The 25,325-nt window shown below is 40.0% G+C and carries 28 protein-coding genes and 2 riboswitches; of the genes, 11 read left to right on the forward strand and 17 right to left on the reverse strand.

All coding sequences use genetic code 11. The features are described 5' to 3' along the window. Nucleotides 1–733: 733 nt before the first annotated feature. Genes gcvPB through gcvT form a run of 3 tightly spaced genes read right to left on the reverse strand, consistent with a single transcriptional unit; the run spans nucleotide 734 to nucleotide 4,661 of the window. On the reverse strand, nucleotides 734–2,197 hold the full coding sequence (gcvPB, locus tag LF817_RS02925) for an aminomethyl-transferring glycine dehydrogenase subunit GcvPB (protein WP_253934281.1): 1,464 nt from the start codon (nucleotides 2,195–2,197) through the stop codon (nucleotides 734–736). After that, nucleotides 2,190–3,539 (reverse strand): aminomethyl-transferring glycine dehydrogenase subunit GcvPA, encoded by a 1,350-nt coding sequence (gcvPA, locus tag LF817_RS02930; RefSeq protein ID WP_253934282.1) that lies wholly within the window; start codon nucleotides 3,537–3,539, stop codon nucleotides 2,190–2,192. Before gcvPA ends, gcvPB begins: the two co-directional genes overlap by 8 nt. A gap of 21 nt (nucleotides 3,540–3,560) precedes the next feature. Next, complete coding sequence (gcvT, locus tag LF817_RS02935) at nucleotides 3,561–4,661, reverse strand: glycine cleavage system aminomethyltransferase GcvT (protein WP_253934283.1); 1,101 nt, start codon at nucleotides 4,659–4,661, stop codon at nucleotides 3,561–3,563. A 63-nt stretch (nucleotides 4,662–4,724) separates the two neighbouring features. Further along, a riboswitch (glycine riboswitch) is annotated at nucleotides 4,725–4,807 on the reverse strand. Nucleotides 4,808–4,810: 3 nt separating this feature from the next. After that, nucleotides 4,811–4,901, reverse strand: a riboswitch (glycine riboswitch). Nucleotides 4,902–5,062: 161 nt separating this feature from the next. On the opposite strand from gcvT, the gene LF817_RS02940 reads away from it, so the two are divergent. Continuing rightward, a complete protein-coding gene (locus LF817_RS02940) occupies nucleotides 5,063–6,700 on the forward strand; it encodes a DEAD/DEAH box helicase (protein WP_256558171.1) in 1,638 nt (545 codons plus the stop codon). Further along, the gene (locus tag LF817_RS02945) at nucleotides 6,697–7,497 is read left to right on the forward strand and encodes a YqhG family protein (RefSeq protein WP_253934284.1); all 801 of its coding nucleotides are present in this window, start codon (nucleotides 6,697–6,699) and stop codon (nucleotides 7,495–7,497) included. Before LF817_RS02940 ends, LF817_RS02945 begins: the two co-directional genes overlap by 4 nt. A 5-nt stretch (nucleotides 7,498–7,502) precedes the next feature. Here LF817_RS02945 and LF817_RS02950 read toward each other — a convergent pair whose 3' ends face one another. Then, complete coding sequence (locus LF817_RS02950) at nucleotides 7,503–7,679, reverse strand: YqzE family protein (protein WP_253934285.1); 177 nt, start codon at nucleotides 7,677–7,679, stop codon at nucleotides 7,503–7,505. Nucleotides 7,680–7,726: 47 nt separating this feature from the next. Further along, nucleotides 7,727–8,212, reverse strand: a complete 486-nt coding sequence (locus LF817_RS02955) for a shikimate kinase (RefSeq protein WP_253934286.1) — start codon at nucleotides 8,210–8,212, stop codon at nucleotides 7,727–7,729. Between the two features lie 91 nt (nucleotides 8,213–8,303). On the opposite strand from LF817_RS02955, the gene comGA reads away from it, so the two are divergent. Genes comGA through LF817_RS02985 form a run of 6 tightly spaced genes read left to right on the forward strand, consistent with a single transcriptional unit; the run spans nucleotide 8,304 to nucleotide 11,798 of the window. Beyond that, the gene (comGA, locus tag LF817_RS02960; RefSeq protein WP_253934287.1) at nucleotides 8,304–9,302 is read left to right on the forward strand and encodes a competence type IV pilus ATPase ComGA; all 999 of its coding nucleotides are present in this window, start codon (nucleotides 8,304–8,306) and stop codon (nucleotides 9,300–9,302) included. Continuing rightward, entirely contained in the window at nucleotides 9,277–10,335 is a 1,059-nt protein-coding gene (gene comGB, locus LF817_RS02965) for a competence type IV pilus assembly protein ComGB (RefSeq protein ID WP_253934288.1), read from the forward strand. Before comGA ends, comGB begins: the two co-directional genes overlap by 26 nt. A gap of 12 nt (nucleotides 10,336–10,347) precedes the next feature. Beyond that, nucleotides 10,348–10,638, forward strand: coding sequence for a competence type IV pilus major pilin ComGC (gene comGC / locus LF817_RS02970; protein WP_253934289.1), 291 nt, complete (start codon nucleotides 10,348–10,350; stop codon nucleotides 10,636–10,638). Between the two features lie 3 nt (nucleotides 10,639–10,641). Continuing rightward, on the forward strand, nucleotides 10,642–11,079 hold the full coding sequence (gene comGD, locus LF817_RS02975) for a competence type IV pilus minor pilin ComGD (RefSeq protein ID WP_253934290.1): 438 nt from the start codon (nucleotides 10,642–10,644) through the stop codon (nucleotides 11,077–11,079). Then, nucleotides 11,069–11,389 carry a prepilin-type N-terminal cleavage/methylation domain-containing protein gene (locus tag LF817_RS02980; RefSeq protein ID WP_253934291.1) on the forward strand — a complete coding sequence of 107 codons (321 nt, stop codon included), beginning with the start codon at nucleotides 11,069–11,071 and terminating at the stop codon, nucleotides 11,387–11,389. Before comGD ends, LF817_RS02980 begins: the two co-directional genes overlap by 11 nt. Then, nucleotides 11,352–11,798 carry a ComGF family competence protein gene (locus LF817_RS02985; protein WP_253934292.1) on the forward strand — a complete coding sequence of 149 codons (447 nt, stop codon included), beginning with the start codon at nucleotides 11,352–11,354 and terminating at the stop codon, nucleotides 11,796–11,798. The genes LF817_RS02980 and LF817_RS02985 overlap by 38 nt, the downstream gene beginning before the upstream one ends. Nucleotides 11,799–12,163: 365 nt before the next feature. Here LF817_RS02985 and LF817_RS02990 read toward each other — a convergent pair whose 3' ends face one another. Then, a complete protein-coding gene (locus tag LF817_RS02990) occupies nucleotides 12,164–12,547 on the reverse strand; it encodes a Spx/MgsR family RNA polymerase-binding regulatory protein (RefSeq protein WP_253934293.1) in 384 nt (127 codons plus the stop codon). 297 nt (nucleotides 12,548–12,844) lie between these two features. Between LF817_RS02990 and LF817_RS02995 the strand changes: the two genes are divergently transcribed. Continuing rightward, nucleotides 12,845–13,090 carry a DUF2626 domain-containing protein gene (locus LF817_RS02995; RefSeq protein WP_253934294.1) on the forward strand — a complete coding sequence of 82 codons (246 nt, stop codon included), beginning with the start codon at nucleotides 12,845–12,847 and terminating at the stop codon, nucleotides 13,088–13,090. A 50-nt stretch (nucleotides 13,091–13,140) separates the two neighbouring features. Here LF817_RS02995 and LF817_RS03000 read toward each other — a convergent pair whose 3' ends face one another. Beyond that, on the reverse strand, nucleotides 13,141–13,764 hold the full coding sequence (locus LF817_RS03000) for an MBL fold metallo-hydrolase (protein WP_253934295.1): 624 nt from the start codon (nucleotides 13,762–13,764) through the stop codon (nucleotides 13,141–13,143). 158 nt (nucleotides 13,765–13,922) lie between these two features. On the opposite strand from LF817_RS03000, the gene LF817_RS03005 reads away from it, so the two are divergent. Beyond that, a complete protein-coding gene (locus LF817_RS03005; protein WP_253934296.1) occupies nucleotides 13,923–14,087 on the forward strand; it encodes a DUF2759 family protein in 165 nt (54 codons plus the stop codon). Between the two features lie 44 nt (nucleotides 14,088–14,131). Here the strand turns inward: LF817_RS03005 and LF817_RS03010 are convergent, their stop codons facing one another. The 6 genes from LF817_RS03010 to LF817_RS03035 form a co-directional block, all read right to left on the reverse strand. Then, nucleotides 14,132–14,917, reverse strand: a complete 786-nt coding sequence (locus tag LF817_RS03010) for an ABC transporter permease (protein ID WP_253934297.1) — start codon at nucleotides 14,915–14,917, stop codon at nucleotides 14,132–14,134. 14 nt (nucleotides 14,918–14,931) lie between these two features. Beyond that, complete coding sequence (locus LF817_RS03015; protein ID WP_253934298.1) at nucleotides 14,932–15,618, reverse strand: ABC transporter ATP-binding protein; 687 nt, start codon at nucleotides 15,616–15,618, stop codon at nucleotides 14,932–14,934. A 123-nt stretch (nucleotides 15,619–15,741) separates the two neighbouring features. After that, the gene (locus LF817_RS03020; RefSeq protein ID WP_253934299.1) at nucleotides 15,742–17,601 is read right to left on the reverse strand and encodes an LTA synthase family protein; all 1,860 of its coding nucleotides are present in this window, start codon (nucleotides 17,599–17,601) and stop codon (nucleotides 15,742–15,744) included. Nucleotides 17,602–17,823: 222 nt separating this feature from the next. Next, nucleotides 17,824–18,783, reverse strand: coding sequence for an ROK family glucokinase (locus tag LF817_RS03025; protein ID WP_253934300.1), 960 nt, complete (start codon nucleotides 18,781–18,783; stop codon nucleotides 17,824–17,826). Further along, nucleotides 18,780–18,998: a YqgQ family protein gene (locus LF817_RS03030; RefSeq protein ID WP_253934301.1), complete on the reverse strand. Its 219-nt coding sequence runs from the start codon at nucleotides 18,996–18,998 to the stop codon at nucleotides 18,780–18,782. Before LF817_RS03030 ends, LF817_RS03025 begins: the two co-directional genes overlap by 4 nt. 63 nt (nucleotides 18,999–19,061) lie before the next feature. Further along, the gene (locus LF817_RS03035) at nucleotides 19,062–20,516 is read right to left on the reverse strand and encodes a spore germination protein (RefSeq protein WP_253934302.1); all 1,455 of its coding nucleotides are present in this window, start codon (nucleotides 20,514–20,516) and stop codon (nucleotides 19,062–19,064) included. Between the two features lie 135 nt (nucleotides 20,517–20,651). On the opposite strand from LF817_RS03035, the gene LF817_RS03040 reads away from it, so the two are divergent. Further along, a complete protein-coding gene (locus tag LF817_RS03040; RefSeq protein ID WP_371924990.1) occupies nucleotides 20,652–21,518 on the forward strand; it encodes a hypothetical protein in 867 nt (288 codons plus the stop codon). Here LF817_RS03040 and LF817_RS03045 read toward each other — a convergent pair. The 4 genes from LF817_RS03045 to phoU all read right to left on the reverse strand — a co-directional run bounded on the left by LF817_RS03045 (nucleotide 21,502) and on the right by phoU (nucleotide 25,317). Beyond that, entirely contained in the window at nucleotides 21,502–23,040 is a 1,539-nt protein-coding gene (locus tag LF817_RS03045) for a rhomboid family intramembrane serine protease (RefSeq protein WP_253934304.1), read from the reverse strand. The two genes, LF817_RS03040 and LF817_RS03045, sit on opposite strands and share 17 nt — an antisense overlap. A 622-nt stretch (nucleotides 23,041–23,662) precedes the next feature. Continuing rightward, complete coding sequence (locus LF817_RS03050) at nucleotides 23,663–24,244, reverse strand: 5-formyltetrahydrofolate cyclo-ligase (protein WP_253934305.1); 582 nt, start codon at nucleotides 24,242–24,244, stop codon at nucleotides 23,663–23,665. Nucleotides 24,245–24,298: 54 nt separating this feature from the next. Beyond that, nucleotides 24,299–24,448: a 50S ribosomal protein L33 gene (gene rpmG / locus LF817_RS03055; RefSeq protein ID WP_253934306.1), complete on the reverse strand. Its 150-nt coding sequence runs from the start codon at nucleotides 24,446–24,448 to the stop codon at nucleotides 24,299–24,301. 209 nt (nucleotides 24,449–24,657) lie between these two features. After that, on the reverse strand, nucleotides 24,658–25,317 hold the full coding sequence (gene phoU / locus LF817_RS03060; RefSeq protein WP_253934307.1) for a phosphate signaling complex protein PhoU: 660 nt from the start codon (nucleotides 25,315–25,317) through the stop codon (nucleotides 24,658–24,660). Between the last annotated feature and the right edge of the window lie 8 nt (nucleotides 25,318–25,325).

The following is a 25,325-nucleotide window of genomic DNA, read 5'->3' on the forward strand; positions in this document are numbered from 1 at the left end:
TTGCTTCTTAAATTCATCTGTAAAGTTACGGCGATTCCTTGGGGTCATGTGTAGTCTCCTTAATTGAAATATTTAGTAAAGTGTAACTCACCTTAACGAAACTGTCCAAATAAGTGTAGCCTATCCAGACTCAGTTTCGAGGCATCATGAGAATTTAGCGGCTCCGGGAAACGGATCGCTTTCCGGGGGACGGGCGCTGAGCCTCCTCGAGCTTCGCTCTCCGGGGTCTCACCTGTCCCGCTCCTCCCCCAGGAGTCTCACCGTTCCCCTCCGCCCCTCTGCCATATAAGTATCTCGAAACCGCCTCATGAAAAAGCAAACTGATTCTCATAGCGAGCGCTCATGTTGAAAAACCTTTCTGTAGAGCTCTATATTCTCAAAGGACAGAGATGAAAGACGCTTCCCCTGAGTGAAGTGCTTCTTTTTCTCTCTTACTTCACATGGGAGGTTTAGAAGCGCATATATAGTGAGGGGCGGCGGGGAATGGGGAGACTCCTGTGGGAAGAGAGTGCTTGGTGAGATCCCACAGGACGGCACGTCCGAGGAAGCTCACCGCGCTCCCACGGAAAGCGAGCCATTCCCCGCCGCCCTGATCAACGCATCTAATGTCTCGAATTCAAGTCTTCCACTATCTTACCAGATAGTGGAACAACTAAAATCAAAAATAAAAGGTAGAAGTCCACTTTTTTCTTTAGTGGTCTTCTACCTTTTGGTTTGTCCATATCAGTACTTACTATTCTTCTTTAAGGTACCTTAGCACCGGTTTTCTTGCTGCTTTCGTTTCATCCATCCTACTTACAATCGTCGTATGAGGCGCTTCTTGGACTTTCTCCGGATCATCCTTCGCTTCCTGGGAAATCTGCAGCATAGCATCAACAAATGCATCCAGCGTTTCTTTGGATTCCGTTTCAGTAGGTTCTGCCATTATTGCTTCCTCCACATTAATCGGAAAATAAATCGTCGGCGGGTGATAGCCAAAGTCAAGAAGGCGCTTAGCTATATCCAGAGTACGAACGCCTAATTTTTTTTGACGCTTTCCAGACAAAACAAATTCATGCTTACAATGCTGCTCGAAAGGAAGATCGTATTCTTGCTGTAACCTCCGCATCATATAGTTAGCATTAAGTACGGCATACTCACTCACTTTTTTCAATCCTTCGGCGCCCATTGTCCGGATATACGTGTAAGCACGTACATTGATACCGAAGTTACCATAGTAAGGTTTCACACGCCCGATAGATTTGGGTCTATCATAGTCGAAGACAAGCTCTTCATTACGTTTGACTAAGATAGGTTTAGGCAAAAATGGTTCAAACTCAGCAGTGACACCAACTGGGCCAGAACCAGGCCCTCCGCCTCCGTGAGGTCCTGTGAAAGTTTTATGAAGGTTCAAGTGAACGACATCAAATCCCATATCTCCCGGTCTTGCGTAACCTAAAATAGCATTCAGGTTAGCTCCATCATAATACAGTTTACCGCCAGCTTCGTGTATGATTGAAGCCATCTCTTCAATGCTTTCTTCAAACAAGCCGAGCGTATTCGGATTCGTAAGCATAAGGGCGGCTGTCTGCTCATCTACTACACGCTTCAAGTCCTCTAAATCAACAAGTCCTCGATCGTCAGATTTCACAGTAACTGCTTCAAACCCTGCGACTGTAGCAGAAGCTGGATTCGTTCCATGAGCAGAATCCGGAACAATCACTTTCGTACGGTTAAAATCGCCGTTGCCTTCGTGGAACGCCCGAATCATCATTAATCCAGTCCACTCCCCATGGGCACCTGCCGCGGGCTGAAGTGTTACAGTATCCATCCCTGTAATTTCTGCTAATGTTTCCTGTAAATCAAACATAAGACTAAGTGCCCCTTGCACCGTTCCCTCAGGTTGAAGTGGATGAATATGGCTGAATCCCGTAAGACGAGCGACATCCTCGTTCATTTTAGGATTGTACTTCATCGTACAAGAACCTAAAGGATAAAAACCAGAGTCTACGCCATGGTTCCTCGTCGATAAAGCCGTATAGTGACGCATGATCTGTAATTCACTAACTTCAGGAAGATCAGGTTCACTTTTTCTTACGAATGCGTCTCCTAAGTGCTTGTCGATATCCGTTTCCGGCACATCGAATTCAGGCAGGCTGTAACCCGTCCGGCTCTCTTGACTAAGTTCAAAAATTAATGGAAAGTCCTGGTTAGCCACAAATATCCCCCACTTCTTTTACGAACTGATCGATTTCTTTTTTTGTTCGAATTTCTGTAACGGCTACAAGCATATGACCTTTTAAGTCTGCAAAATCCCTGTGAAGATCATATCCTCCGATAAAGCCCTGTCGAAGCAGCTCTTGATTTACCACACCGATATCCTCATCCAATTTTAGAACAATTTCATTAAAAAAAGCTCCGCGAAAAGCTACTTCAAATCCGGCATTTTCCAACTGTTTTTTCATATAATGAGTCTTTTGCAGGTTCATCCATGCCATTTTTTTAAGGCCTTGCTTACCTAGTGAAGACATAGCTACTGAAGAAGCTAACGCGTTCAAAGCCTGGTTAGAACAAATATTGGATGTTGCCTTATCCCTGCGTATGTGCTGTTCTCTGGCTTGCAGCGTCAAAACAAACCCTCTTCTTCCTTGTTCGTCATTAGTTTGACCGACTAAACGTCCTGGTACTTTACGCATCAGTTTTTTCGTTGTCGCAAAATAGCCGCAGTGAGGTCCTCCGAATTGAGCAGGAATTCCGAAAACTTGCGCATCTCCTACGACGATATCAGCTCCGAATTCGCCAGGAGGAGTGATGTATCCCAGCGCTAACGGATTACTCGATGCAATCAACATCGCTTTCTTTTCTTGATCCACAATTTCGCGCACACGATCGAGACGTTCAACCTGGCCAAAAAAGTTCGGGTATTGAATGACCACACTCGCAGTATTTTCATCCAGCTCATTCTCCAATTGTTCAAGATCAGTCACCCCATTGACATGATCGATCTCTACAATTTCTAAGCCTGGCCCTTTTACATAGGAATGGATAACCGCCATGGATTCTGGATGGATTGCTTTAGATACGAGCACTTTTTTCTTCTTCGTATGGCCGGCTGAAACATTAACCGCCTCCGCAAGAGCAGTTCCTCCGTCGTACATGGAAGAATTGGAAACGTCCATTCCTGTCAACTCGCAAATCATCGTTTGAAATTCAAAGATAGCTTGTAATTCACCTTGTGAAATCTCAGGCTGGTACGGGGTGTAAGCTGTATAAAATTCAGACCGGGAGATGACGTGGTCTACTATCGATGGGATGTAGTGATCGTAAACACCCGCGCCTAAGAAGCTAGTATGAGACTTAGTGTTTATGTTTTGCTGCGACAGGTCTGTCAGCTCTTTCGTAAGCGTGTACTCGTTGGCGGGAGGCTTTATATTCAAGTCTCCTTTAAACCTTATGCTTTCAGGGATATCTGCAAAAAGCTCATCAGTAGTTTGTACACCGATAGTTGACAGCATATCCTTCTTATCCTGCTCGGTCATAGGTAAGTATCGAAATTCCATTATTGTCGTTCCTCCGATCAATTAACGTTTATAGAATGGTGTCGGTACAACTTTCGCTTTTAACGTTTTTTTACGTACTTGAACATCTACTTCTGTGCCTTGCTCTGTATAGTCAGTTTGAATCAAAGCCAGCCCTATATTTTTTCCTAACGTCGGGGACTGCGTGCCTGTAGTTACGAAGCCGATATCTTCTTTGTCTCGGAGTACACGGTAACCTGTACGCGGTATTCCTTTATCAATCATTTCAATACCGACAAGTTTACGTGTCAGTCCTTCTTCTTTCTGGCGCATCAGCGCCTCTTTCCCTATAAAATCCTCATCTTTTTTCAACTTCACCGCAAAGCCTAAACCGGCCTCAAGCGGTGAAATGTCTTTGCTTAATTCCTGGCCATAAAGGGCTAAATTCGCTTCAAAACGCAGCGTATCCCGTGCTCCAAGACCTATAGGCTGAACACCATCGTTCTCTTGCAGTTCAAGAATTGCCTGCCATAGAGAAGGACCAGATTCACTCGGAAGATAAATTTCGAAACCATCCTCGCCTGTGTAGCCTGTTCTTGAGACAATCGCTTCTCCGTTTACTCCATCAAATTTGACACCCTGGGCAAATCGGAAAAATTTCAGGCTGGATAAATCGGTTTCCGTCAACTTTTGGAGCTGTTCTTCTGCTTTTGGGCCCTGCAAGGCTAATTGAACATATTCGTCAGAGACGTCGGAAACGGTAACCTCTTCTTTAATATGCTGCTGTAACCATTCCACATCTTTCTGGCGATTAGCTGCATTAATGACGAGCAGGTACTTATTTTCGGCTAACATATAAACTATGAGATCATCCACAGTTCCCCCGTCGTCATAGCACATGATTGTGTACTGTGCTCTACCCGGTTCTAGTTTGGACACATCATTGGTCAGCATTTTTTGTAAATATTCCTGGCTCTGAGGTCCTTCTACCAGCGCCTCCCCCATATGAGAGACATCGAATAGCCCTGCACTATTCCGAGTGGCATGATGCTCTTCTTTTATACTTGAAAATTGAACGGGTAAATCCCATCCCCCGAAATCAATAGTTTTAGCTCCGAGCTTTTTATACTCTTCATAAAGTGGTGTTCGTTTTAAATCCGCCATATGTTCTCTCCTTTATTCGTTGTAGTTACATAAAAAAAGAGACTCCACCGTAAAGTTAGGAGTCTCTGTCCGTGCACCAGAAAGTTTCACGTCGTCGAACGCTTGCTTCTTGGGTGGTTTACTACTCGAGTAAACGCTCTCCAGAGTTGCGTCCTACAGAGGTCTTCTTTGCCTGAGAGATTCACAGGAATCTGCTTGCTCCTTCGGCGCTACAAAAGTAGTCTCTCCCCCTGCAGTCATTCGCATTAGTATTTAGTTAGATCGAACTGGACATACTAACCTGTATAGCTTCCGACAAACTCTCTTAAATTTCAGCTTCATTATACCATAGCGTTCTTTATCGTCCAGTTAGTTTTCTAAAATTATAAAAATTCTTACGATATTCCAAGGAGGGCATCCTATTGATCGACACTCGGATTGATCCTGCATTTTTCACTCAGCTCACTAAGCAATTAGAAGAGTCTGATTCATTATGTTCATGGGATGAATTCAAATTAGCCTGGAAGGGATTGAATTTACAGACAATCCCAGAATTTGATGGGCTTTTGTCACTCACCCAGCTTCCTCACATCAATTTTTTAGAACATCAAGTAGATGCTTGTGAAAAAGTCGTTCATGAAATGAGTGGCCGGGCTATACTGGCCGACGAGGTCGGCTTAGGGAAAACGCTTGAAGCCGGTCTGATTCTTAAAGAATATATGATTCGCGGCATGGCCAAAAAAATACTTATCCTTACCCCAGCTTCTTTAGTCAACCAGTGGACGCAGGAACTTAGTGAGAAATTTTATATACAGGCTGCTTCTCCGCGAAAGAAACACGCAGATTGGAAGAACTGGGATATTACTGTCACTTCTATAGACATGGCTAAACGAGAAAATCACAAAGAAGAAATTTTATCCATCGATTACGATCTCATCATTATTGATGAAGCTCACAAGTTGAAAAATCATCAGACAAAAAATTATCAATTCGTTCAGCAATTGAAAAAAACATATTGTCTGCTGCTTACGGCCACTCCCATCCAAAACCATTTAAGCGACTTATTCAATTTAGTCTCCATTTTAAAACCAGGCTATTTAGGTGACTTGTCAACATTCAAGAAAAAATACAAAAACACTCATTTAGGAGCGGCAGATACCCAGGAGCATATCCACTCTCTATTAAGTAAATTGATGATTCGAAATTTGAGAAAAGATACAGGACTTGACTCCTCTAAACGGCATGTAAAAAATATTACGCTTAAATTCAACAAGGAGGAACAGGAAGTCTATGACGAGCTGGATGCCATAAAGAAAGATTATCCATCTTTCACTTGGCTCACTTTGACTAAAGAGCTTTGCTCTTCAAGAGAAGCATGTTATATGTCTCTCCAGAACATGCATAAAAAGCAGCCATCCGATCTTCTGAAGCACCTTATCGATCGCTTAGGCGAGCTTCCTCATCATACGAAAGCGATGAAAATGGCAGAATTAATTCAACAATCAGATGAAAAATTCATTGTTTTTACTGAATATCGAGCCAGTCAATTTTATTTGCAATGGTATTTGCAGCAAAACGGCATTTCCTCTGTTCCATTCAATGGAAAGTTCAATAAGAGCAAAAGAGATTGGATGAAGCAGCTTTTTAAAACAAAGGCTCAAGTGATGATCGCTACGGAAGCAGGTGCAGAGGGCATCAATCTGCAATTCTGCAATAACATCATCAATTATGACTTACCATGGAATCCTATGAGACTCGAACAGCGAATTGGAAGAATCCATCGATTCGGTCAAACGAAAGACGTAAATGTGTTCAATTTTGCCATTGAAAATACTATGGAAGATCAGATTATGAAACTGCTATACGAAAAAATACAACTTTTCCAAAATGCAGTTGGAGACCTGGACGCCATTCTGGAAAAAATTCCTGGGGGTAACTTTGAAACGCACGTCCAAAAAATCCTGCAAGAATCCGAGTCTCAAGGTGAAATCGATATAAAAATGAAAAACTTGGTAAGCTATGTTGAATATAACGTCAAAGAAAGGAGAGAGTCGAGTTGAAACAAAATGTATATTATGATTTCACAAAAGAATTCTTTACGATTAATGGATGTTTAATAGAAGAAAGAAATGCTAAACACATGAAAGTTCAACTAACGAGACAAATGGATGAGTCTTTGATGAACCGTCCTTTCTATTGGCATTATATGAAGAAAATGAACCGTGAAGGGGACCCGATGAGCTTATCCTTTAAAGATATCAGCATCGGAGAGGAAGAAGAAGGAATTTACCTTCACGCGGGTACACCAAAGCTCCAGCAAATTTACCAAACAGCATTGGAAAAGGGGTACATTACGAGGTTATACGAGTCGATCAATCATCCGACCCACAACCTTGCCCTGCACCCCTGGCTGATTCTTAATATGAAAATTACATTCCGCGGCAAACAATCAAAAGACCAGATTTTATCAATAGGGCTGAACTTAATAAATGGAGCTATTACTCATAACATGATGGAGCTGCTGGAACATATTAAACTCATTCAGAAAATTTCGGATTATACCTTTCCAATGACTCCTATGATCAAATTAGAAAGCGCCTATAACCGCATCATCCAGCACGTAGAAGCATACTTGACTACGCTGGATACAGATTGGGCGGAACAGTCCATTCAGCAGTTCAATTATGAAAAACAACTGCTTCAGAAATTTTTCCATTCCGATGATATCGGTGAAGAGCAATATCAAAAGGAACTTGATCAGCTGGCTATCCGTTATAAACCTCGAGTTACGATAACAATTGCTAACGGAGGACTTTTCTATCTATCCGTCCATACGAGTCAGAACCTGTTAACTTAGAGAATTTATTTCTTCCGCTTCTTCCTTAGCATCCTTAAAGCAAAAGGGATCACTCCGAACCAATAAGAGGAACTTTTCTTAGAAGGTTTGGAGTGTTTCTTTTCCAGCTTTTCTTCCTTCGTCATATGCATGTGTTTCATCATTTCTTCCGTGAGATATTGAGCGTACTCACTCTTTTTCATACGTCATCCCTGCCCTCGCTTAGACTATTATTATTATGCCCGCAAGGTCAAAGTTTTAGACGGGAAACAATTTCATCTGCGATGGTCGAAGGATTCTTATCATCTACCGAAACGACAAGTGTAGCAAGTTCTTTATAAATCGGCAGACGAGTTTCATATCGCCTCTTATTTTCTTCAATGTCGGCCCCCCATAGAGGACGATCTTCATCGTCTGCTAAACGTTTGTTAATCGTTTCAAATGAAGCATCCAAAAATATAACAGTGGACCTGGTGAGAAGCTTTTGATTTTCTTCCGACAATACAACCCCTCCCCCAGTAGAGACAATAATTTGACCGGATAAAGAATGTAATAAAGTCGTTTCTAGTTGACGGAATTTCTCCTCACCATCTTCTTCAAAAATCTGCGGAATCGACCGGCCCTCTCTTTTTTCAATTTCACCATCCATTTCTATGTACCCAAAACCTATTGATTCACTCAGCTGTTTAGCAACCGTTGATTTTCCACTACCCATATAACCGATGAGAAATATCATATTATCTCCTCCTTGGAGTAATTTATTTAAAAGCAGGATTATAAAAGTTTATGTCGAATAAGATATATTAGAAAATTAAAATGAGGTGATAATGAAAGTGACTCAAATCGCAGGATATGCAAGAGAACTACTTATTTCAGCCACTCAACAATCCGCTTCAGACATCCACTTCTCTCCATTTTTAGAATCTACGAACATCCACTTCCGAATCCATGGACAAAGAGTTTTCCATTCTTCCCTTCCTAACCCTCTTTACCGAAAATTACTAGCTTATCTGAAATTCACTTCCGGTATGGACATTGGCGAAGTTTCAAAACCCCAAAATGGATCTCTGGAGCATCGGAGTCAGCAATCCCTTTACAATCTTAGACTATCAACCCTCCCGACTTTAGGAAACGAAAGCCTTGCCATCCGTATTTTATCTTCCGACGAGCATTTAAAACTGAATAGACTTTTTCTATTTCCCCATCAGCTGAACACTTTAAAACAATGGCTTTCCCATAAAACAGGTATGATCCTTTTCACGGGAGCTACTGGCAGCGGAAAAACCACTACGCTTTATGCTCTGCTTCAGACACTGACAAATGAACACTCCTATCAAGCCATCACTCTTGAAGACCCTATTGAAAAGAATTTAAACAATATTATCCAAGTCCAAATGAACGAACGAGCCGGAATCACTTACGATACTGGTCTCAAGGCAGCGCTTCGTCACGATCCTGACTTGCTAATGGTTGGGGAAATACGTGATAAACAAACGGCCCAGTTTGCGTTTAGAGCAGCATTGAGCGGACATCTCGTAATCAGTACTATCCACGCAAAAGATGCTTTTGGAACGATCCATCGACTAAAAGAGATGGACATAAAGACAGTAGAATTAGAACAAACATTAATAGCCATTGCTGCTCAGCAATTGATACCTCTAGCTGAACACCGGAACTTTTCCAGCAGAGCCGCCATTCTTGAACTGCTATACAAAGAATCATTGCAGCGAGCCATCAAAGATATTTCTCCCGAGCAGGATCCCTCCTTCTCCACCTTCACTTCTTTAAGGAGGAAAGCCTATGCTCTCGGGTTCACTGAAAATTAAAGAGTGGATATCTACAAAACGTAGCATGATCCCTATTAAAAAACAAATCCTCTTTCTTCATCGAGTCAGAAAATTATTAGGCAAAGGTTTCCCTCTGCTCGATACTCTTAAGATGATAAGCTGGGATCCGGAATTCGAAGAAGTTACTGGAATCATCACACAACAATTGAAGACTGGAAACCCTCTTGATATAGCCTTTGACAAGGCTCATTTTTCTAAACAGATCGTCTCCTTTTTATACTTCGCCAGAATTCATCATGATCTTCCTACTATGTTCAAGCAATGTGCAGACTTATTAGAATTACAATATGAATATACTAGAAAGTTTAAAGAAGCCATGAGATATCCACTTCTTCTCCTGATCTTCGTAATCGTTGCTTTCAGTGTTATTAAACAAACAATCATACCAAGCTTCCAGACTTTGTTCGCTGATGGAGATACAAAACCTTTCAGTTTGATGATATTAAACGGGGTAGATATTTTGATTACAATATCAGGTGTATTTCTCCTCATTCTAGCTTTAACATTCCTCATTTTCTACTCAGTAAAGCATAAAATCACGCTTCAGCAGATGTTAACTTTATATGAAAAAATCCCGCTGCTCAAACATTATAAAATGTTTTCTCTCACTTTTTTATTCTCTACTCATTTAAGTTCATTACTTGCTGCCGGCCTTCCCTTAAAAAACGCTTTGACCCTCATCAGTGCACAATCACGTTACCCTTTTCTCTCCTATTATGGAAAAAGAATGTTATCCCACCTCAGTGATGGCCAGTCGCTGGCTTCTTCCTTACATGAATGCACTTTATTAAGATCCGAACTTACCTCGATTTTTCACCATACAAATGATTTGAGAGCACTCGGTGAAGAATTGAACGTCCTTTCTGAACTGCTAATCGATCAGCTCAAAGAAAAACTGACAAAAATCGTTCAGCTCATTCAGCCTATCTTCTTTATAGGAGTCGCCTGCGTTGTCATCTTAATCTACGCTTCCATCATGCTCCCTCTCTATCAATGGATGGACCAAATTTAAGGAGGAATTATTATGAACCAAAAAGGATTTACACTTATTGAAATGCTTATCGTACTTCTGATTATTTCCGTATTACTAATTATAACCATTCCCAACCTGACAAAGAACACCGACTCTGTGCGCTCAAAAGGCTGTGAGGCTCTTATTATGACTGCAGAAGCCCAGGTGGAAGCTTATTATATTGAAAATGATGAATATCCTGAGAGTATCTCAACCCTGGTAGATGGCGAATATCTTAAACAGAGTACATGTCCGAACGGAGAAGTATTAACTTATTCTAATGGTCAGGTAACAGCAGAGTAAATGATGGATAATCAAAAAGGATATACACTGAGTGAGATGATTGTGGTGTTAACCGCTATTTCATGTCTGCTCCTATTATTTTTCCCCCTTCAAAGCTCCCTCGCAGAAGAAGTCAAAAAGAGATATTTTATAGAACAATTTGAAAATGATCTTCTTCTTGCCCAACAACTCACGATCCAAAATCACCCAAATTACTGGCTCATGATCAATTCTTCCTCTAATCATTACTACCTTTATGATTCCCGGAATAGAGAAACTATCTTTGAACGGTACTTTCCTGACAATTGGTCTATACAGCTGCAAAGCCTGACTACGCCTATTCGCTTTAATTCTACTGGAACTTTGTATAACCCAGGTACAATGAAAATAACTACACCTCGTAAAGAACTGAAAATAACATTTCCCTTTGGAAAAAGCAGGGTGAAAATCGTTGAACAATAAAGGATTTACTTTAATGGAAGTGATCTCTGCTTTTGCTGTCCTCATGATCATAGCTGCAGCTCTCCTCCCTCAGCTTAGTCAATTGAGGGTGGAGCAGTATAATTTATCTCTAGAAAGAAAGGCTGTTTTAATGTTGCACAACGAACTGATATTTCAACAGGATACCCATCCCGCTTCCGAAGGTCTATTTATAACGGAAGGTAACTTTACTATGAACTTTGAATATTACATCGATTACATTGAAGGCTGCACGTCTTGGAGGGACTTTAGAGATGACAAAAAAGAGGTATGTCTGTACTCACCACGTTAGTGACAGCGGCTTCACACTAGCTGAAACTATTATTAGTGCTACACTCATCACTATATTGTTAATTTTCACTATGCCTTTATTGAAATTGCTTGAGAGTCCTTCCTATTCACAAGAACTATCTGTATTGCAATTTTTCACATTTATTGAAGAGGAAATCAACTCTGCGATATCTGTAAGAGTTATAAATGAGAATCTCCATATTGTAGACAGCAATCACAGGGAAATTTCAATTTCTAAATATGGAAGAGATGTAAGAAGAAGAGTGGACCACCAAGGACATGAACTATTAATCAATGACATCGATGACTTTTCTGTGGAAATCGAAAACAATATATTGAACGTCTCAATTACTGATAAGAATGGAGAGGGTTATAATAAGAGAGTCCCGGTTCAAACAGGCTTCCAATGACAAAGGTTTTATTTTCCCGTGGGCATTATCAATTTCAGCTATTCTATTTTTCATCGTAATGACTACAGTCCTTCAATATGAAAACCAGATGATTTCCACCGATTCGTCCAAAAGTTATAATCAGCTTCAGAGCTTATTCCATTATAGTGAATACCATTTGCTGAAAGACTCTGAACAAAGCTTTACTGAAAATAACAAATTTCACCTTCCTATCGGTTATTCGGAAGTACAATGTAAATCAGTAGATGAAACCTCTTTTGATTGTACATGGGACCTTAACCTGGAATCAGGAGAACAAAAGGAAATATCTAAAACTTATATTTCCCATAAAAAAACCGATGCTCACTGATGCATCGGTTAACAGCTTATGAAATTTGTTGTTGATATTCCGACTTGTTATCAGTGATACCACGTAGACCTTCGACGTTGTACCCAACTACTAGTTTATCGCCATTCGTCAAAATCGGGCGTCTAAGTAATTTAGGTTTTTCAATTACTAAATTTAGAAATTCATTGACTGTCAATTCCTCTACATCTATGTTCAAAGCTTTAAATTCCTTACTTCTTTTAGCAAGAATCTCATCGATTCCATTTGTAGTCAAGGACAAAATTCGTCTCAACTCATTAACGTCCGGTGTTTCCCTGAATAAATGCTGCTCACTGAATTCAACCCCTTGACTCGTTAACCAGGCTTTCGTACGGCGACATGATGTGCAGCTTGGATAGCTGTAAAATTTTAAAGCGTCCATCTTCATCGCTCCCCTTTTTTATTAATTTTACAATATTGTATAATGTATGTATAGCCTTTGTACAATTAATTAAACCTATTTTTCAATTATTTTTTTAAATTATAATGAAAATTCGACAAATAATTCTATTTATTGGTATTTACATTCCTTTATTTAACAATTTTTCTGTTGTTTAATCATAAACCAAAAAGGAAAGAGTATATGTAAGAAGTGCAGGTACTTTATTTACTTTCAGTAATGGGTCGTTTATAATATTATTGATAGCGTTACGATGATGAGAAAAGGAGGGGAAGCAGCATGGATCGCATGTTTCGTGTATTGGCGTTCTGGACGGGGATTTTCGCTGTTATGTTCTACGCTGGCGATATGATGGAAGCAGCATTTTTATCTCTTGCTCAAACAGCCTTTTTCCTTGCAATTGGCTACCTCAAGCTGTCAGAACGTATGTACGTATACATATTTTTCTCATACTTGACAGTGTTTATGATTGGATTTACTTATTATTCTTCTTTTATTCTGGTGCCTTCTTTCGGAAGTCACTAAAAAAACCTGTTATCCTAAATTTGGGATAACAGGTTTTTTTGCTACATCATTTAAATGAAAAATGGATTATTTTTTCGTTCTTCTTCTACCGTCGTAGGTAAGCCATGGCCTGGGTAGATTCTCATATCATTCCTTAAACTGAATAGTTGAGTAGTGATGCTGTCCAAAAGCAAGTCACCATCCCCACCTGGAAGGTCCGTACGTCCGATCCCTCTTTCGAATAACGTATCCCCTGCTACCGTAAATCGCTGGTTACGGAAAACGAAGGATACACTCCCAGGAGAATGTCCCGGAGTATGGCGCACTTCAAATTGGAAAGGACCAATTTCCATTTGTCCTGCCTCTAGAAAATAATCAGCTGGCTTTGCAGTTATTTCACCGAGCTGAAATAGTGCAGATCCATTTAATCGGCTGTCAGTAAGCCAGTCTTTTTCTTCTTCATGTAAATATACTGGCACTTCATATTCATTTCTTGCCTGTTCTACTGCTCCAATGTGATCAAAATGTGCATGAGTCAGCAGTATCGCAATGACTTTTACACCCTTCTCCTTTATAAGATCATTAAGTTTTTGAAAATCACCACCTGGGTCAATCACCAACGCTTGTTTATTTTCAGTGATTACATATGAATTCGTCCCCATAGGTCCCAGAGGAAGTCTAGTTATTTTCAACATAAAAAACACCTCAATATCATAAATTAAAAAATCTGGAATAACTCGACAAATAAACCTTTATACTATAAAATAAATGTGGAATGAATGAATCTACATATAGTATAACATCCAGCAAGACCAGGTGATAATAAAAGTAAATTGATATTGGAGGGCTTACTATGGTAACAGCTGTTCTTCTTTTATTGGTAACGATCTTATGTGTATTTGCAGTTTTTCGAGAAATCAAAACAAAGAACTTTTTTGCTGTGCTTTTCGCCGGAGTATCTGCGTTAATGTTCGGCTGGTTTTCGATTATGACCATATACGCAAATCTATTTGGTTAAAATATAGCTCGCTGCACCCCTCTGCTTTAATCGCAGAGGTTTTTTTATGCTTCAGAACGTATCTCTTCTTCAGAATCCACAAGCTGGCCCTGTTCATTAAAGAAATAACGGTACATCGCTAAAGTAATGAACATCGCGCTCAATGATACAGAAGAAAAAATGCTTATTGAAATGACTAGCTGATACTTTATGGCTGTAACAGGAGCCACACCGCCAAGAATTAACCCCGTCATCATTCCCGGAAGCTGGACGAGGCCTATCGTTTTTAACTGGTCTACATTTGGAATGAGAGCGGCATTCAAAGTCTTTTGTACAATCAGTTTGGAAGCAACGCTAGGCTTTGCTCCCAACGATAACGCTGCTAAAAGGCGGCCGTTATTTTCCTTGAATTCATTTTTCATACGCTCCAAAGCCAACCCCATAGCGACCATACTATTACCAATTACCATCCCGCTCATCGGGATCACTTCTGAAGGTGTGAATGCAACCATATCAAATATCAGCCAAAGACCGAGAACGCTGACCTCAATTACAAGCAGCCCGATAAAGATATATAATAAGACGTTAGGCAGCCCCTTCCCTTTTTTCCTTGCATGAAATGCAGCAACAGTTAACATAATGCTGATCATGAAAGGGATGCCTATGATCGCAGGAAGTTCAAATAAATACGTTAATAAATAGCCGATTGCAAACAATTGAACCGTTCCTCTTAGAGAAGACCATATAATATTTTTATTTAGTCCAAGTTGATAAAAATAGGATAAAGAAAGTGGGATCAGTACAAACACCACTAAAAACAAAAGGGATTGATTGGATATTTCCGGTTCCATTACGATTCATGTCCTTATTCTTCTAAAAATTCTTTTAATGCCTGGGAAGCTGGAGAATCCAACATATCGGGCAGCTTCCCATCTTCCATCACTTCCCCTTCAGTAATGAACAAACCCCGGCTACCTAATCTCCTCGCCTGCCTCATATCATGCGTTACCATAATCATCGTCAATTCATGCTGGTTGATTAATTGTTCAAGAACTTCTTCTATATCCTCTGCTGTGCGATAGTCGAGGGCGCTCGTCGGTTCATCCAGCAGAAGTACTTCAGGTTGGTTAGCCAGCGTTCTCGCCAAAGACACCCGCTGTTTTTCTCCTCCTGAGAGTTGTTCCACATCACGGTTTAAGTAAGTGGAAGGGAGCTGGACGTAACCCATTAACAGCTCACCATCCTCTTCTTTCCATTCTCCAAATAATGAAGGGCCGTATTTAATATTATCCAATACTGTACCTGGAAAGAGGTTTGGTTCTTGCAAAACGAGACCTACCCGTTTTCTCAATTCTGTGAAAGGATACTCTTTTACATTTTGACCCTCAAAATAAATCGTCCCCTCCGTTGGATTATGTAGGCGATTGAATAAAAATAATATTGTGCTTTTCCCTGAGCCAGACGGGCCAAATAATATAACTTTCTCCTTTTTTTCAATTTGAAAATCCATCTTTTTTAAAGGATATCTTGATACTTGTTCAAATCTGAACATAATTATCCCACCTTTACTATTATCAGCATCCTGCACGGAACAGAACATTCTTATACATACCCCTTCTACAAAGGATATAACGCAAAAAAAGCCGCAATGAGTTTAAATCATCACGGCTCATTATTAATCAAAATCATAAAAGCGGAACAGATCACCATAAATAATATCATTCGAATACTGTAATTCTTTATCTACCTTTTCCCTAACCGGAGCACAAGCCTCTTCCTCTGGCTCAACTTCCTCCCCGGACTCTCTTTCATAACAAACACCATCCGTAGAAATGTGCTCATCGCTGACAAAACTGCCATCACGCATCGCGATAAATCCTTTTCTCTCGTCTGCAAACATATCTGTTCCAAAGGTTAAATCATTCTTATCCTCGATCCCTAATAAATTGAGTAAAGTCGGTTTGACATCTATCTGGCCTACAACCTCATCCCGTACTCCACCATCTTCGTATCCTGGAATATGGATCATAAAAGGAACTCTCTGCTGTTGAATATGCTCATATCCATCAATCTCTTTACCGATAAATTCGCCCATAGCTTTGTTGTGAAATTCACTAATCCCGTAATGGTCGCCCATGAGTACTATAATAGACTCCTCGTATAAACCGGCTTCTTTCAGCTCCTCAAAAAATTCTTCTACCGCCTCATCAGTATATCGTGCGGTCTGGAAGGAGTCGTTCAAGGTCGTTGAACCTGAGTCGTATTTATCTATATTCGCTTTATCTTCGGGTAACTCAAACGGGAAGTGGTGAGTTAACGTAATAAATTTACTGTAAAATGGCTGGTCCTGCTCCTTTAGATAAGGTATCGATTGTTCAAAAAACGCTTTATCTTCAAGACCCCAGCCAAATGAATTCTCCGGTGTTTCCTCATAGGATTCGTCGCCGTAAAATTCATCGTACCCTATGTTGTCATACATCACATCTCTATTCCAAAAGCTTTTGTTGTTAGCATGGAATACGCTCGTTTCATATTCATTTCTGTTAAGAATCTCCGGCAATGCATGATAATCGTTTTGTGCATGGGTGAAATAAACTGCTCCTCGATCAAGGGGGTAGAGAGAATTCTCTACGATAAACTCTGAGTCTGAAGTTTTACCTTGTGCCGTCTGATGATAAAAATTCTCGAACCAAATGGTTTCTTTTCCCTCTTTTAAATCATTGAGAAAAGGAGTTGTTTCCGTACCGTTGATTTCAGAATCAATAAGATAGTTCTGAAAGGATTCGATACTGACAAAAATAACATTTTTCCCCTCTGCTGCTCCAAACATGTCGGAAGGATCCTTTGAACCTGTTTCGTTTTTCATATACGATTCAATGTCACCGATCTGGCTGTCATCAGCAAAGACACGCTGAGCTTTAGTCTTCGTATGCATCGTCGCGTCATAGATATGATAGTTGTAAATTCCGATATTCTTCACTAAATATTCTCGGTCGAAAGCTCGAACAAACAGCATAGGGCGCTCGATTTCTGCTAGTACGACGTTGCCGGCAAGCAATAGAAAGGTTACAGCTGTAGCCGCGATTTTTGCATGTTTAGTAAATCGTACGGCCATTTCGTCAGTTTTTTTACTTAAAATCCAAACAATAATGACATCTAATATAAGAAAAACATCTTCCCAATGAATCAATGTTAACAGGCTGGATCCTAAATCGACTGCATTATTCCCCTGGAATAGAACAGGAATAGTTATGAAATCAGTGAAATTCCTGTAAAAGACTAAATTCAAATATATAATTATTGTCCCTATAACTGCCGTCCATCGAAGGTATTTCATTTGATTCTTAGGCTTCAGCCATACACTGATCGCAAATACTAAATATGCGCTGGCTAATGGATTAACGAACAATATAAACTCCTGCATCAAGTTTTCTATGGTCATATCAAACATAAAACGATAAACGAAATATGTTTTTAGACCAAAGAGAAACGATGCAACAACAAATAAAGGGGAACTCAATTTGTTGAATTGCATGATGTTTTCCTCCTCAACCCTTAAATGAATAATAGGGTACTGCCTCTATAATAATTGACAAACAACCAATAGACTAAACAAGTTCCTCTAATATGACGAATATATTACCACAAAAGTTTCATTAACAGAAGTTAAATTCATTGAAAGGGCTCTTTCATTACATGTACCCTCCTCACTAATTCAATAAAAAAAAGCCAAGTGAATGGCTTTTTAATTATAGACTCATTGTGCATTAGAATATTGTTTTACTAGAGATGCTCCCCCGATAACGCCTGCGTCATTTCCTAATTCTGCAAGTTCAAAAACACACGCCTCTGCTGCTCTAGGCAGACAATGTTTAGAATATGCTTCTTTTAATGGTTGAAGCAGCTGGTCTCCGGCTTGAGAGACTCCTCCGCCTAAAACTATTTTATTTGGATTGACAGCGACGGTTAAGTTGGCAAGAGCAAGTCCCAGCGTCTCTGTAACATCGGAAAGTACTTGCTGGGCTGCCGCGTCTCCTTCCTTAGCTGCAACAAACACATCTTTTGCAGTGATGTCCTTCATGGAAGCCAACGCCGAAAGAGGTTTTTCTAAAACTGCTTCTTTAGCTTTTCGTACAATAGCTGTTGCTGAAGTCTCAGTTTCAAGACAGCCGGACCTTCCACAATTACAAGGTGCTCCCCCTGATGTTTTAACGGTTACATGCCCGATCTCCCCGGCTGTTCCGTTGGCTCCGTTCAGGATTTCACCATTTGCTATAATTCCTCCACCTACTCCAGTCCCTAGTGTCACGGCTATCAAGTTCTCAACACCACGGCCAGCTCCTAACCAATTCTCTCCTAGCGCAGCCAAGTTTGCATCATTATCAACCCAAACATTCAAACCAGTCAGCTGCTTTAATTCAACTCCGAAATCGAAATGCTTCCATCCGATATTTATTGCTTCGTTGATGTAGCCCGTGCTTGAATCAACAAAACCCGGTGCCCCAGCTCCGATTCCAAGTATGGACGACTTATGTAAGTTTAATTCTTCTAATGTATTATCAATAGTTATGTTTATGTCTCTCGTAATATGCTTTCCTCGTTCACTCGTATCCGTAGGTATTTCCCATTTCTTCAAGATTTCCCCATCAGTAGAAATAACGGCCAATTTGATCGTCGTCCCTCCAACGTCAGCTCCGATGCAGTACTTCTCAATCATTTACGTAAACTCCCCTTTTGTTTATCTGTTAATACAGTAATTTCGCTTCTTAAAATTAGAATAGCCATTTGATAATCCTCTTGTGTCATACATTGGGATTGATAAAGCTCCTGTATTTCCTGTTCCATAAGTTCAAGTTCAGCTAATCGATCTCCAATATAGATGAAAGTACCGAATTTTTTTAATAGCTGCTGCACATCATAAACTGTTCTCATTTTCATCACCTCCTCTATTATACCAATCAAAATAATAATTGAAAACGTTTAAGACCCTGCCAATTAACGGTCAGGGTCCTTTGGGTGAAGAAAAGCCGGTCTACGGTTCTTTAAAGGAATAGGAGACCTTATGAAAATATCTCGAAACGCACGGAGTGAAAAAGGCATGAACGGCCATAAATAAGGTGTTTTAAACGTCTGCATATGAGCAAGGTAAAGAATCCAAATGGTAATTCCTATAATATAACCTTTTAAACCGAATATCCCAGTTGCCAGCAGCAAAGCTATTCTTGAGATACGATCAGCCAGACCGATTTCATAACTGGGAGTAGCGAACGTACCGATAGCCGCAATCGAAAGGTATAGGACAACTTCGATGGAAAACAGTCCGACATCTACAGCTACCTGTCCAATTAAGATGGCTGCTACCAGCCCTAAGGCTGTAGCTAATGAAGATGGTGTATGGATGGCCGCCATACGCAGCAGATCAATTCCAATTTCAGCAATTAAAAATTGTAATAGTAAAGGAATCATCCCAGTCTCTTCTGGTCCGATAAAAGATAAACTTACCGGCAGTAAATCCGGCTCTATCGAAAACAAGTAATATAGAGGCAATAAAAATAATGAGGCAAATAAACCTATGAACCTTACCCATCGTAAATAGGCGCCAACCAATGGTTTCTGCCGGTACTCTTCAGCATGCTGCATATGGTGCCAGAACGTTGCCGGAGTAATCATCACGCTTGGAGAGCCATCAATGATAATTAAAATATGCCCTTCATATAAGTGAGCGGCTGCTGTATCTGGGCGCTCGGTATAACGGATAACCGGATACGGATTCCAGTGCTGCCCGCTGATGTATTCCTCCACCGTTTTCTCAGCCATAGGAAGGGCATCCGTATCGATCTCATTGAGTACCCGCCGCAAGTGACTGATTCGATCGTCCTCTGCTATATCTTTGATGTAGCATAAGCACACATCTGTTTGTGATCTTCTTCCTATTTGAATATATTCCATCCGTAAAGAGCGATCTCTTATACGTCTTCTCGTTAATGCGGTATTAAATACAATCGTCTCAACATAACCGTCTCTTGATCCCCTTACGACACGTTCCAAATCCGGCTCTTCAGGTCCTCTGACCGGATAAGTACGTGCATCGATTAAAATGATTTCATCGACACCTTCTACAACGAGGGCCGTTGGGCCAGCTAAGACTGTATCTCCTGCTTTATTTAAATCATCAACCTTATCGAGCTCTACGTAAGAAATATGTGTTTTCAGCAATTTTTCCAGGGGATCTGTCTCTAACTCTTCAGGGTTTAATCTTGAAAGCAGCCTCATTAAATAGTGGAGGATTTCATCTTTAACAAAACCATCAACCATAAATAAGGACATTTTTCGATTCGCATAAAACAAATCCAAATGAATCATATCAAAACTTTCATCGACGCCTAAGTAATCTTTCAAGTAGTCTACATTCTTCTCATAACTTTCAAACATCGGCTGCTTTTTTTTCATCCAGAACCCCCCTAAAGCTTATAAAAGTTAGGGTTTACTAATTGGCTGAAAACATACATCCCTAAAGAATTCTATAAAATAAAAGCATGTCTTCCCCTTAATCAACATATTTGTATTACATAGCACAAAAAGGGGATGCTCACATTGAAACTTGCCTGGATTGTCATATGTACAAGTCTAACCGCTATTTTATTTACTTATTTTTTTATAGAATCCCGGAATGAATCTGTCATCAAATACTTTCCTGCTGATGAAAAACAGTCATTTGAATCTGCGAACACTACCCTTTCATTCCAATCAGGAGAGGGTAATGATGAATATGAAATCGGCTGGGAACTATCCTCTCGTACTCCTCAGTCTGTTTACTTGCGACAGGACGTTTCTCTATTGTATGTAAACGGTAGGCTTAAGGGAGTCGTTAATAAGTGGAAGGAAAATGCTCAGGAAATCAACAAACGTTCTACGCTTCACGGAGAAGATACACAGAAATATGAAGCAATTTCCTTCCACCACGGAGAAATTCATAAAAACAGCGATACGATTAACAGTATTCAAGAAACCTCAAAAGATAGACTATATATCATAGACTCCCCCCACTCCAATCGGATTGCTTTTCATGATCCTCAATCAGCTGAAGAGAAAACGTGGAAAAATAAACTTGACCATTCTATCAACCAGCAGCTTGAAGCCCAATGGGACGAGCTTTTGACTCATTATCAAATCCCTGAAGGAGCATATGAAAAGATCCCTCTCACCGAGCTTCCAGCTTTTGATGAAGAGAACCCTTTTCCCTATACTTCCAAAGAAAATTACAAAAGAATTTCAGGCCAACTGTGGGAGGGATTGTACAAAAATTACATTTTAGGTATAAAAGACACACACTCGAAGCACCCGATTCAAAGCTACATCCCTTTATTATTATTTGATAAAAATGGCAAGCACCTTATGGTCCTGTATGAAGATGATGCGGGAGAGAAGCACCAGCTTATTCAATATTATTGAGTTCATCTGATAAACCCTGAAAATTATCATTGTCAGGCTGAAGATTTGCAGCTTCGTCTGCATGAGTTCGAGCATCGTCTATTTCTTCCTCGGTCTGGTAGATCAAAGCTAAATTATAGTGAGCTTCCGCCATACCAGGCTGGAGCTCCACAACTCGTTCTAAATCTGCTTTAGCAAGAGCGATTTCCTCAATCTTTGAATAAGCGTAAGACCGGTTAAACAGAAGTTCTGCTTCGTATTCATCTGGGTTGGTGACTGCTGCCGTTGTAACATCAATAGCTCTATCGTACTCTTCCTGTTGAATGAGCTCCTGGGAGATCTGCAGCTGTGCTGCTGCATAGCCTCCGCCTTCATCATTTCTTACCCCAATCAGAACCATTAGACTAATAAGCGTAATATATATTAAAACTCCTGCCAAGCGGCTGCTTTTACCGGGATTTTTCGGTAATGCTGTAATCATGGAGGCGATGAACCCACCAACTAACCCACCAAGGTGTGCACTGTTATCAACTTGAGGTACAACGATTCCAAATGCAATATTGATCCCAATGATAATTAATAAATTATAACCCATAGTTTGAAAAAATAACCGTCTATTCTTCAATCCAAAATAAAGCAAAGCGCCGAATAAACCGAAAATGGCACCAGATGCTCCTGCAGCCACTTGAGGATTCATCATGAAGCTGGCCAGTCCGCCAAAAACACCTGCTAAAAAGTAGATAAAAATAAACCTTATGGAACCATATATCCTTTCCACAGCCGTTCCTAAATAAAAGAGGGCAAGCATGTTCATCAGCAAGTGGACAGCACCGATGTGAAGGAACATAGAACTGACTATCCTCCACCATTCACCTTCGATAATTGCGGGGTTGAATTTAGCTCCAAACTCAATTAACGTCAATACAGACGTACTATCTCCCTGCCACTCCATTAAACCGAATATAATAAAGTTCACTACTAATAGAATTATGGTGAAGAATAGTTTCCCCTGCGAAAAGATCTGCTCATTTTCTTTTTGCTTTTTCTTTCTCAAGGTTTGAAGCTGCTGCTTTAAATATAGTGACTGGCTTTCATATTCTGCTTCATCTAAGTGTTCAGGGAACACCGGCCGCTCCACTTGCAGCGTCTCATACAATCTGCCGCTGTCACCTTCTTTTTCTTTATCATCTAAGTAAAATATATTAATTTTCTGGATATTTCGATTTGCCGCTATGTCTAGACTTTCCCACTCATCAACTGGGGAAAACTCCGACACATACACATAATGCAGATCCATTTTCCCTCCCCGAAACAGTTGGGAATTCTGCTTGATCTGTGCCTGCACGTACTCAATATCCCTCTTTAATTGATTTTTCCAATTGAAAACTTCGTGGATGAGTCTGACGACATGCCATTTTCCTTTATCTTCTCTCTCAAGCCAGATTTCACTTTTTTCTTTATTCATATATAAAATATGAAATTGATGGTTTGCAACCAAATGATAGGAGAGCTTCCACAGAAAGTATTCTTGTTTAATATACATAGCGTGTCCCCCTGTTCTTACAATGATCATACCATGATAAAATGACCTTTATCCAAAATAGAGAATTAAATAACTGTAGAAAAAGAGGGGGAACAGTTGTGTTCTGCACTTAGAATATTGGGGACTGGAAAGCAGCTCACTTAATTCGCATCACTTTACCGTAGGATTATCCTCAAGGCAGTGAAAATCGAGTACTCCCCTGCAGGATCTGGTGTCCCGTGAGATTTTCCAGGTCAGAGAGCAATAGAGGAAGCTCAACGATACTGCTAAAAAAATTGTTTCTTCACCACTTTTCCTTTCATCCCAGCAGAACCAACTTCTACCTTCTCGCCACTCTAAAAAAACTACCATAGAGTATGGTAGTTTTCATGAATGGAACATTTGGCCGAGAAATTTTTTTCTTATAAAAGGAACACGCATAACAGAGCGCACAGCTATCTTTCTTGTTAAAGGAATAGAGGATAGCATGCTAAAGAGGCGGTATCGATAACTATAGACTAAACCTACAACAGGAAGCAGAGACATGAACACTATAATACTTTTTTTCATTAAAGACCCTCCAAATGCGAATCATGTTCATGAATAGGCTTCGCAATTTTCACTGCATCTATTCAATAGTACATCATCCTTCATTTAAAGAACTATGTATATCGATTAGACCATTTTCTGTAATCAAATAATGGACAGGCACATCATAGGATTCTGTCGGTACTTCATCTACTAACTGTTTTTTTGCTAATATCGACAAAGACACTCCGTTAAAGTCCTTCAAATAACGATCATAGAACCCGCCGCCGTATCCGATTCTGAATCCTTTCCTATCATATATTAAGCCCGGAACAATTACTAACTGGATATCGTCTTTACTGACAGGCACGGTCAACTCTGGCGAGGGTTCCTTCAGACCATAGTATACCGTTTCCAACTGAATAAAATCCTTAAGTTTATAAAAAGTCATCTTTTTCGTAATGGGATCACACTTCGGAACAACCGTCTGTTTCCCACAGCTCCAGGCTTCTTCAATAATTGTATAGGTATCCCATTCGTGTGAAAACGAAACGGTGAGGGCGACAGTTTCAGCTTCCTCCCATTGTTTACTTTGAAAAAGTTCTTCATATAAACGGCTTTCAATAAACTGTTTCTCATGTTGATCCATAGCTTTCAATAACAGCTTTCCTTTTTCTCTTAACAGCTTTTTCTCCATGAACACAGCCTCCATATTTGTATAAAAAAAACAGCAGGAGTAAAATCCCGCTGTTTATTTAGTCTCACGATGAAGCGTATGCTTTGCTAAGCGTGGGCTATATTTCTTAAGCTCAATACGCTCTGGGTTAGTACGCTTATTTTTTGTAGTAATATAATTACGATCACCAGTTTCAGTGCAAGCAAGTGTAACGTTTACACGCATGGTTTATCCCTCCAAATCATGATTCATTTCACTGTCTTTATCCACATAATCAGACTTTATAATCTTATCAAAACTCTGCGCTGCTTTCAAGTATGTAAATCAAATAGAAGAAAATAACGTAGAATCCGTCAAAGTATTATATTATAACTGGATATGAGAAAGCACAAAAATGATAAAAAGTAGGAAGCCATCACGGCATTCCTACTTTTTTATTCGTTCAAGTCGTACGAAACTCCTTTTACCAAGTAAAGAATACTCTCTCCAATGTTTGTAATGTGATCTGCAAAACGCTCAATGTATCTAGAAGTATATGCTGTCTGCATAATGTATTGAATTTGATCAGGATTAGTAGCTGTCAATTCCAATAAATCCTTGGTCACCTGTCCATATAAATTATCTACCTGATCATCTTTTTGAGCTAGCAGTCGAGCGAAGGATATATCTTCTAAATGGTACCCTTTAATTGCGATATCGACCATTTCTATGGCGATCTTCATCATCTCTTTAATAGAAGGATGGATTGATATAGGATGGTCGTCTCCTAAAAACAGAGTAGCTTTGGCAATATTCTTTCCATGATCAGCCATGCGTTCTAAATCAGTCGAAATTTTTATAGCAATTATTAGTCTTCTTAAATCGGAGGCAACAGGCTGTTGTTTTGCAATCATGATCATAGCCGCATCATTAATTCGCTGCTCCTTCTCATTATAAACATAATCATTAGCTATAATATTTTCTGCAGTTGTAAGGTCGCTGTTATACAGTGCATCTACAGCAGTTCCTAATACTACTTTGGTATCTTCAGCTAATTCCTCAACATCTAATTTCAATTTTTGTAATTCCTCATTAAAAAAACGTCTTGTCTGCATCTCCAGTT

The sequence above is a fragment of the Halobacillus sp. A1 genome, assembly GCF_024189295.1.
GTDB lineage: Bacteria > Bacillota > Bacilli > Bacillales > Halobacillaceae > Halobacillus_A.

Bases quoted from the DNA above. Each gene is read 5' to 3' on its own strand.
- gcvPA (WP_253934282.1), bottom strand. From the start codon at position 3,539: ATGGAATTTCGATACTTACCTATGACCGAGCAGGATAAGAAGGATATG.
- gcvT (WP_253934283.1), bottom strand. From the start codon at position 4,661: ATGGCGGATTTAAAACGAACACCACTTTATGAAGAGTATAAAAAGCTC.
- LF817_RS02950 (WP_253934285.1), bottom strand. From the start codon at position 7,679: ATGAAAAAGAGTGAGTACGCTCAATATCTCACGGAAGAAATGATGAAA.
- LF817_RS02955 (WP_253934286.1), bottom strand. From the start codon at position 8,212: ATGATATTTCTCATCGGTTATATGGGTAGTGGAAAATCAACGGTTGCT.
- comGA (WP_253934287.1), top strand. From the start codon at position 8,304: ATGAAAGTGACTCAAATCGCAGGATATGCAAGAGAACTACTTATTTCA.
- comGB (WP_253934288.1), top strand. From the start codon at position 9,277: ATGCTCTCGGGTTCACTGAAAATTAAAGAGTGGATATCTACAAAACGT.
- comGC (WP_253934289.1), top strand. From the start codon at position 10,348: ATGAACCAAAAAGGATTTACACTTATTGAAATGCTTATCGTACTTCTG.
- comGD (WP_253934290.1), top strand. From the start codon at position 10,642: ATGGATAATCAAAAAGGATATACACTGAGTGAGATGATTGTGGTGTTA.
- LF817_RS02985 (WP_253934292.1), top strand. From the start codon at position 11,352: ATGACAAAAAAGAGGTATGTCTGTACTCACCACGTTAGTGACAGCGGC.
- LF817_RS02990 (WP_253934293.1), bottom strand. From the start codon at position 12,547: ATGGACGCTTTAAAATTTTACAGCTATCCAAGCTGCACATCATGTCGC.
- LF817_RS02995 (WP_253934294.1), top strand. From the start codon at position 12,845: ATGGATCGCATGTTTCGTGTATTGGCGTTCTGGACGGGGATTTTCGCT.
- LF817_RS03000 (WP_253934295.1), bottom strand. From the start codon at position 13,764: ATGTTGAAAATAACTAGACTTCCTCTGGGACCTATGGGGACGAATTCA.
- LF817_RS03005 (WP_253934296.1), top strand. From the start codon at position 13,923: ATGGTAACAGCTGTTCTTCTTTTATTGGTAACGATCTTATGTGTATTT.
- LF817_RS03010 (WP_253934297.1), bottom strand. From the start codon at position 14,917: ATGGAACCGGAAATATCCAATCAATCCCTTTTGTTTTTAGTGGTGTTT.
- LF817_RS03015 (WP_253934298.1), bottom strand. From the start codon at position 15,618: ATGTTCAGATTTGAACAAGTATCAAGATATCCTTTAAAAAAGATGGAT.
- LF817_RS03020 (WP_253934299.1), bottom strand. From the start codon at position 17,601: ATGCAATTCAACAAATTGAGTTCCCCTTTATTTGTTGTTGCATCGTTT.
- LF817_RS03025 (WP_253934300.1), bottom strand. From the start codon at position 18,783: ATGATTGAGAAGTACTGCATCGGAGCTGACGTTGGAGGGACGACGATC.
- LF817_RS03030 (WP_253934301.1), bottom strand. From the start codon at position 18,998: ATGAGAACAGTTTATGATGTGCAGCAGCTATTAAAAAAATTCGGTACT.
- LF817_RS03035 (WP_253934302.1), bottom strand. From the start codon at position 20,516: ATGAAAAAAAAGCAGCCGATGTTTGAAAGTTATGAGAAGAATGTAGAC.
- LF817_RS03040 (WP_371924990.1), top strand. From the start codon at position 20,652: ATGCTCACATTGAAACTTGCCTGGATTGTCATATGTACAAGTCTAACC.
- LF817_RS03045 (WP_253934304.1), bottom strand. From the start codon at position 23,040: ATGTATATTAAACAAGAATACTTTCTGTGGAAGCTCTCCTATCATTTG.
- LF817_RS03050 (WP_253934305.1), bottom strand. From the start codon at position 24,244: ATGGAGAAAAAGCTGTTAAGAGAAAAAGGAAAGCTGTTATTGAAAGCT.
- rpmG (WP_253934306.1), bottom strand. From the start codon at position 24,448: ATGCGTGTAAACGTTACACTTGCTTGCACTGAAACTGGTGATCGTAAT.
- phoU (WP_253934307.1), bottom strand. From the start codon at position 25,317: ATGCAGACAAGACGTTTTTTTAATGAGGAATTACAAAAATTGAAATTA.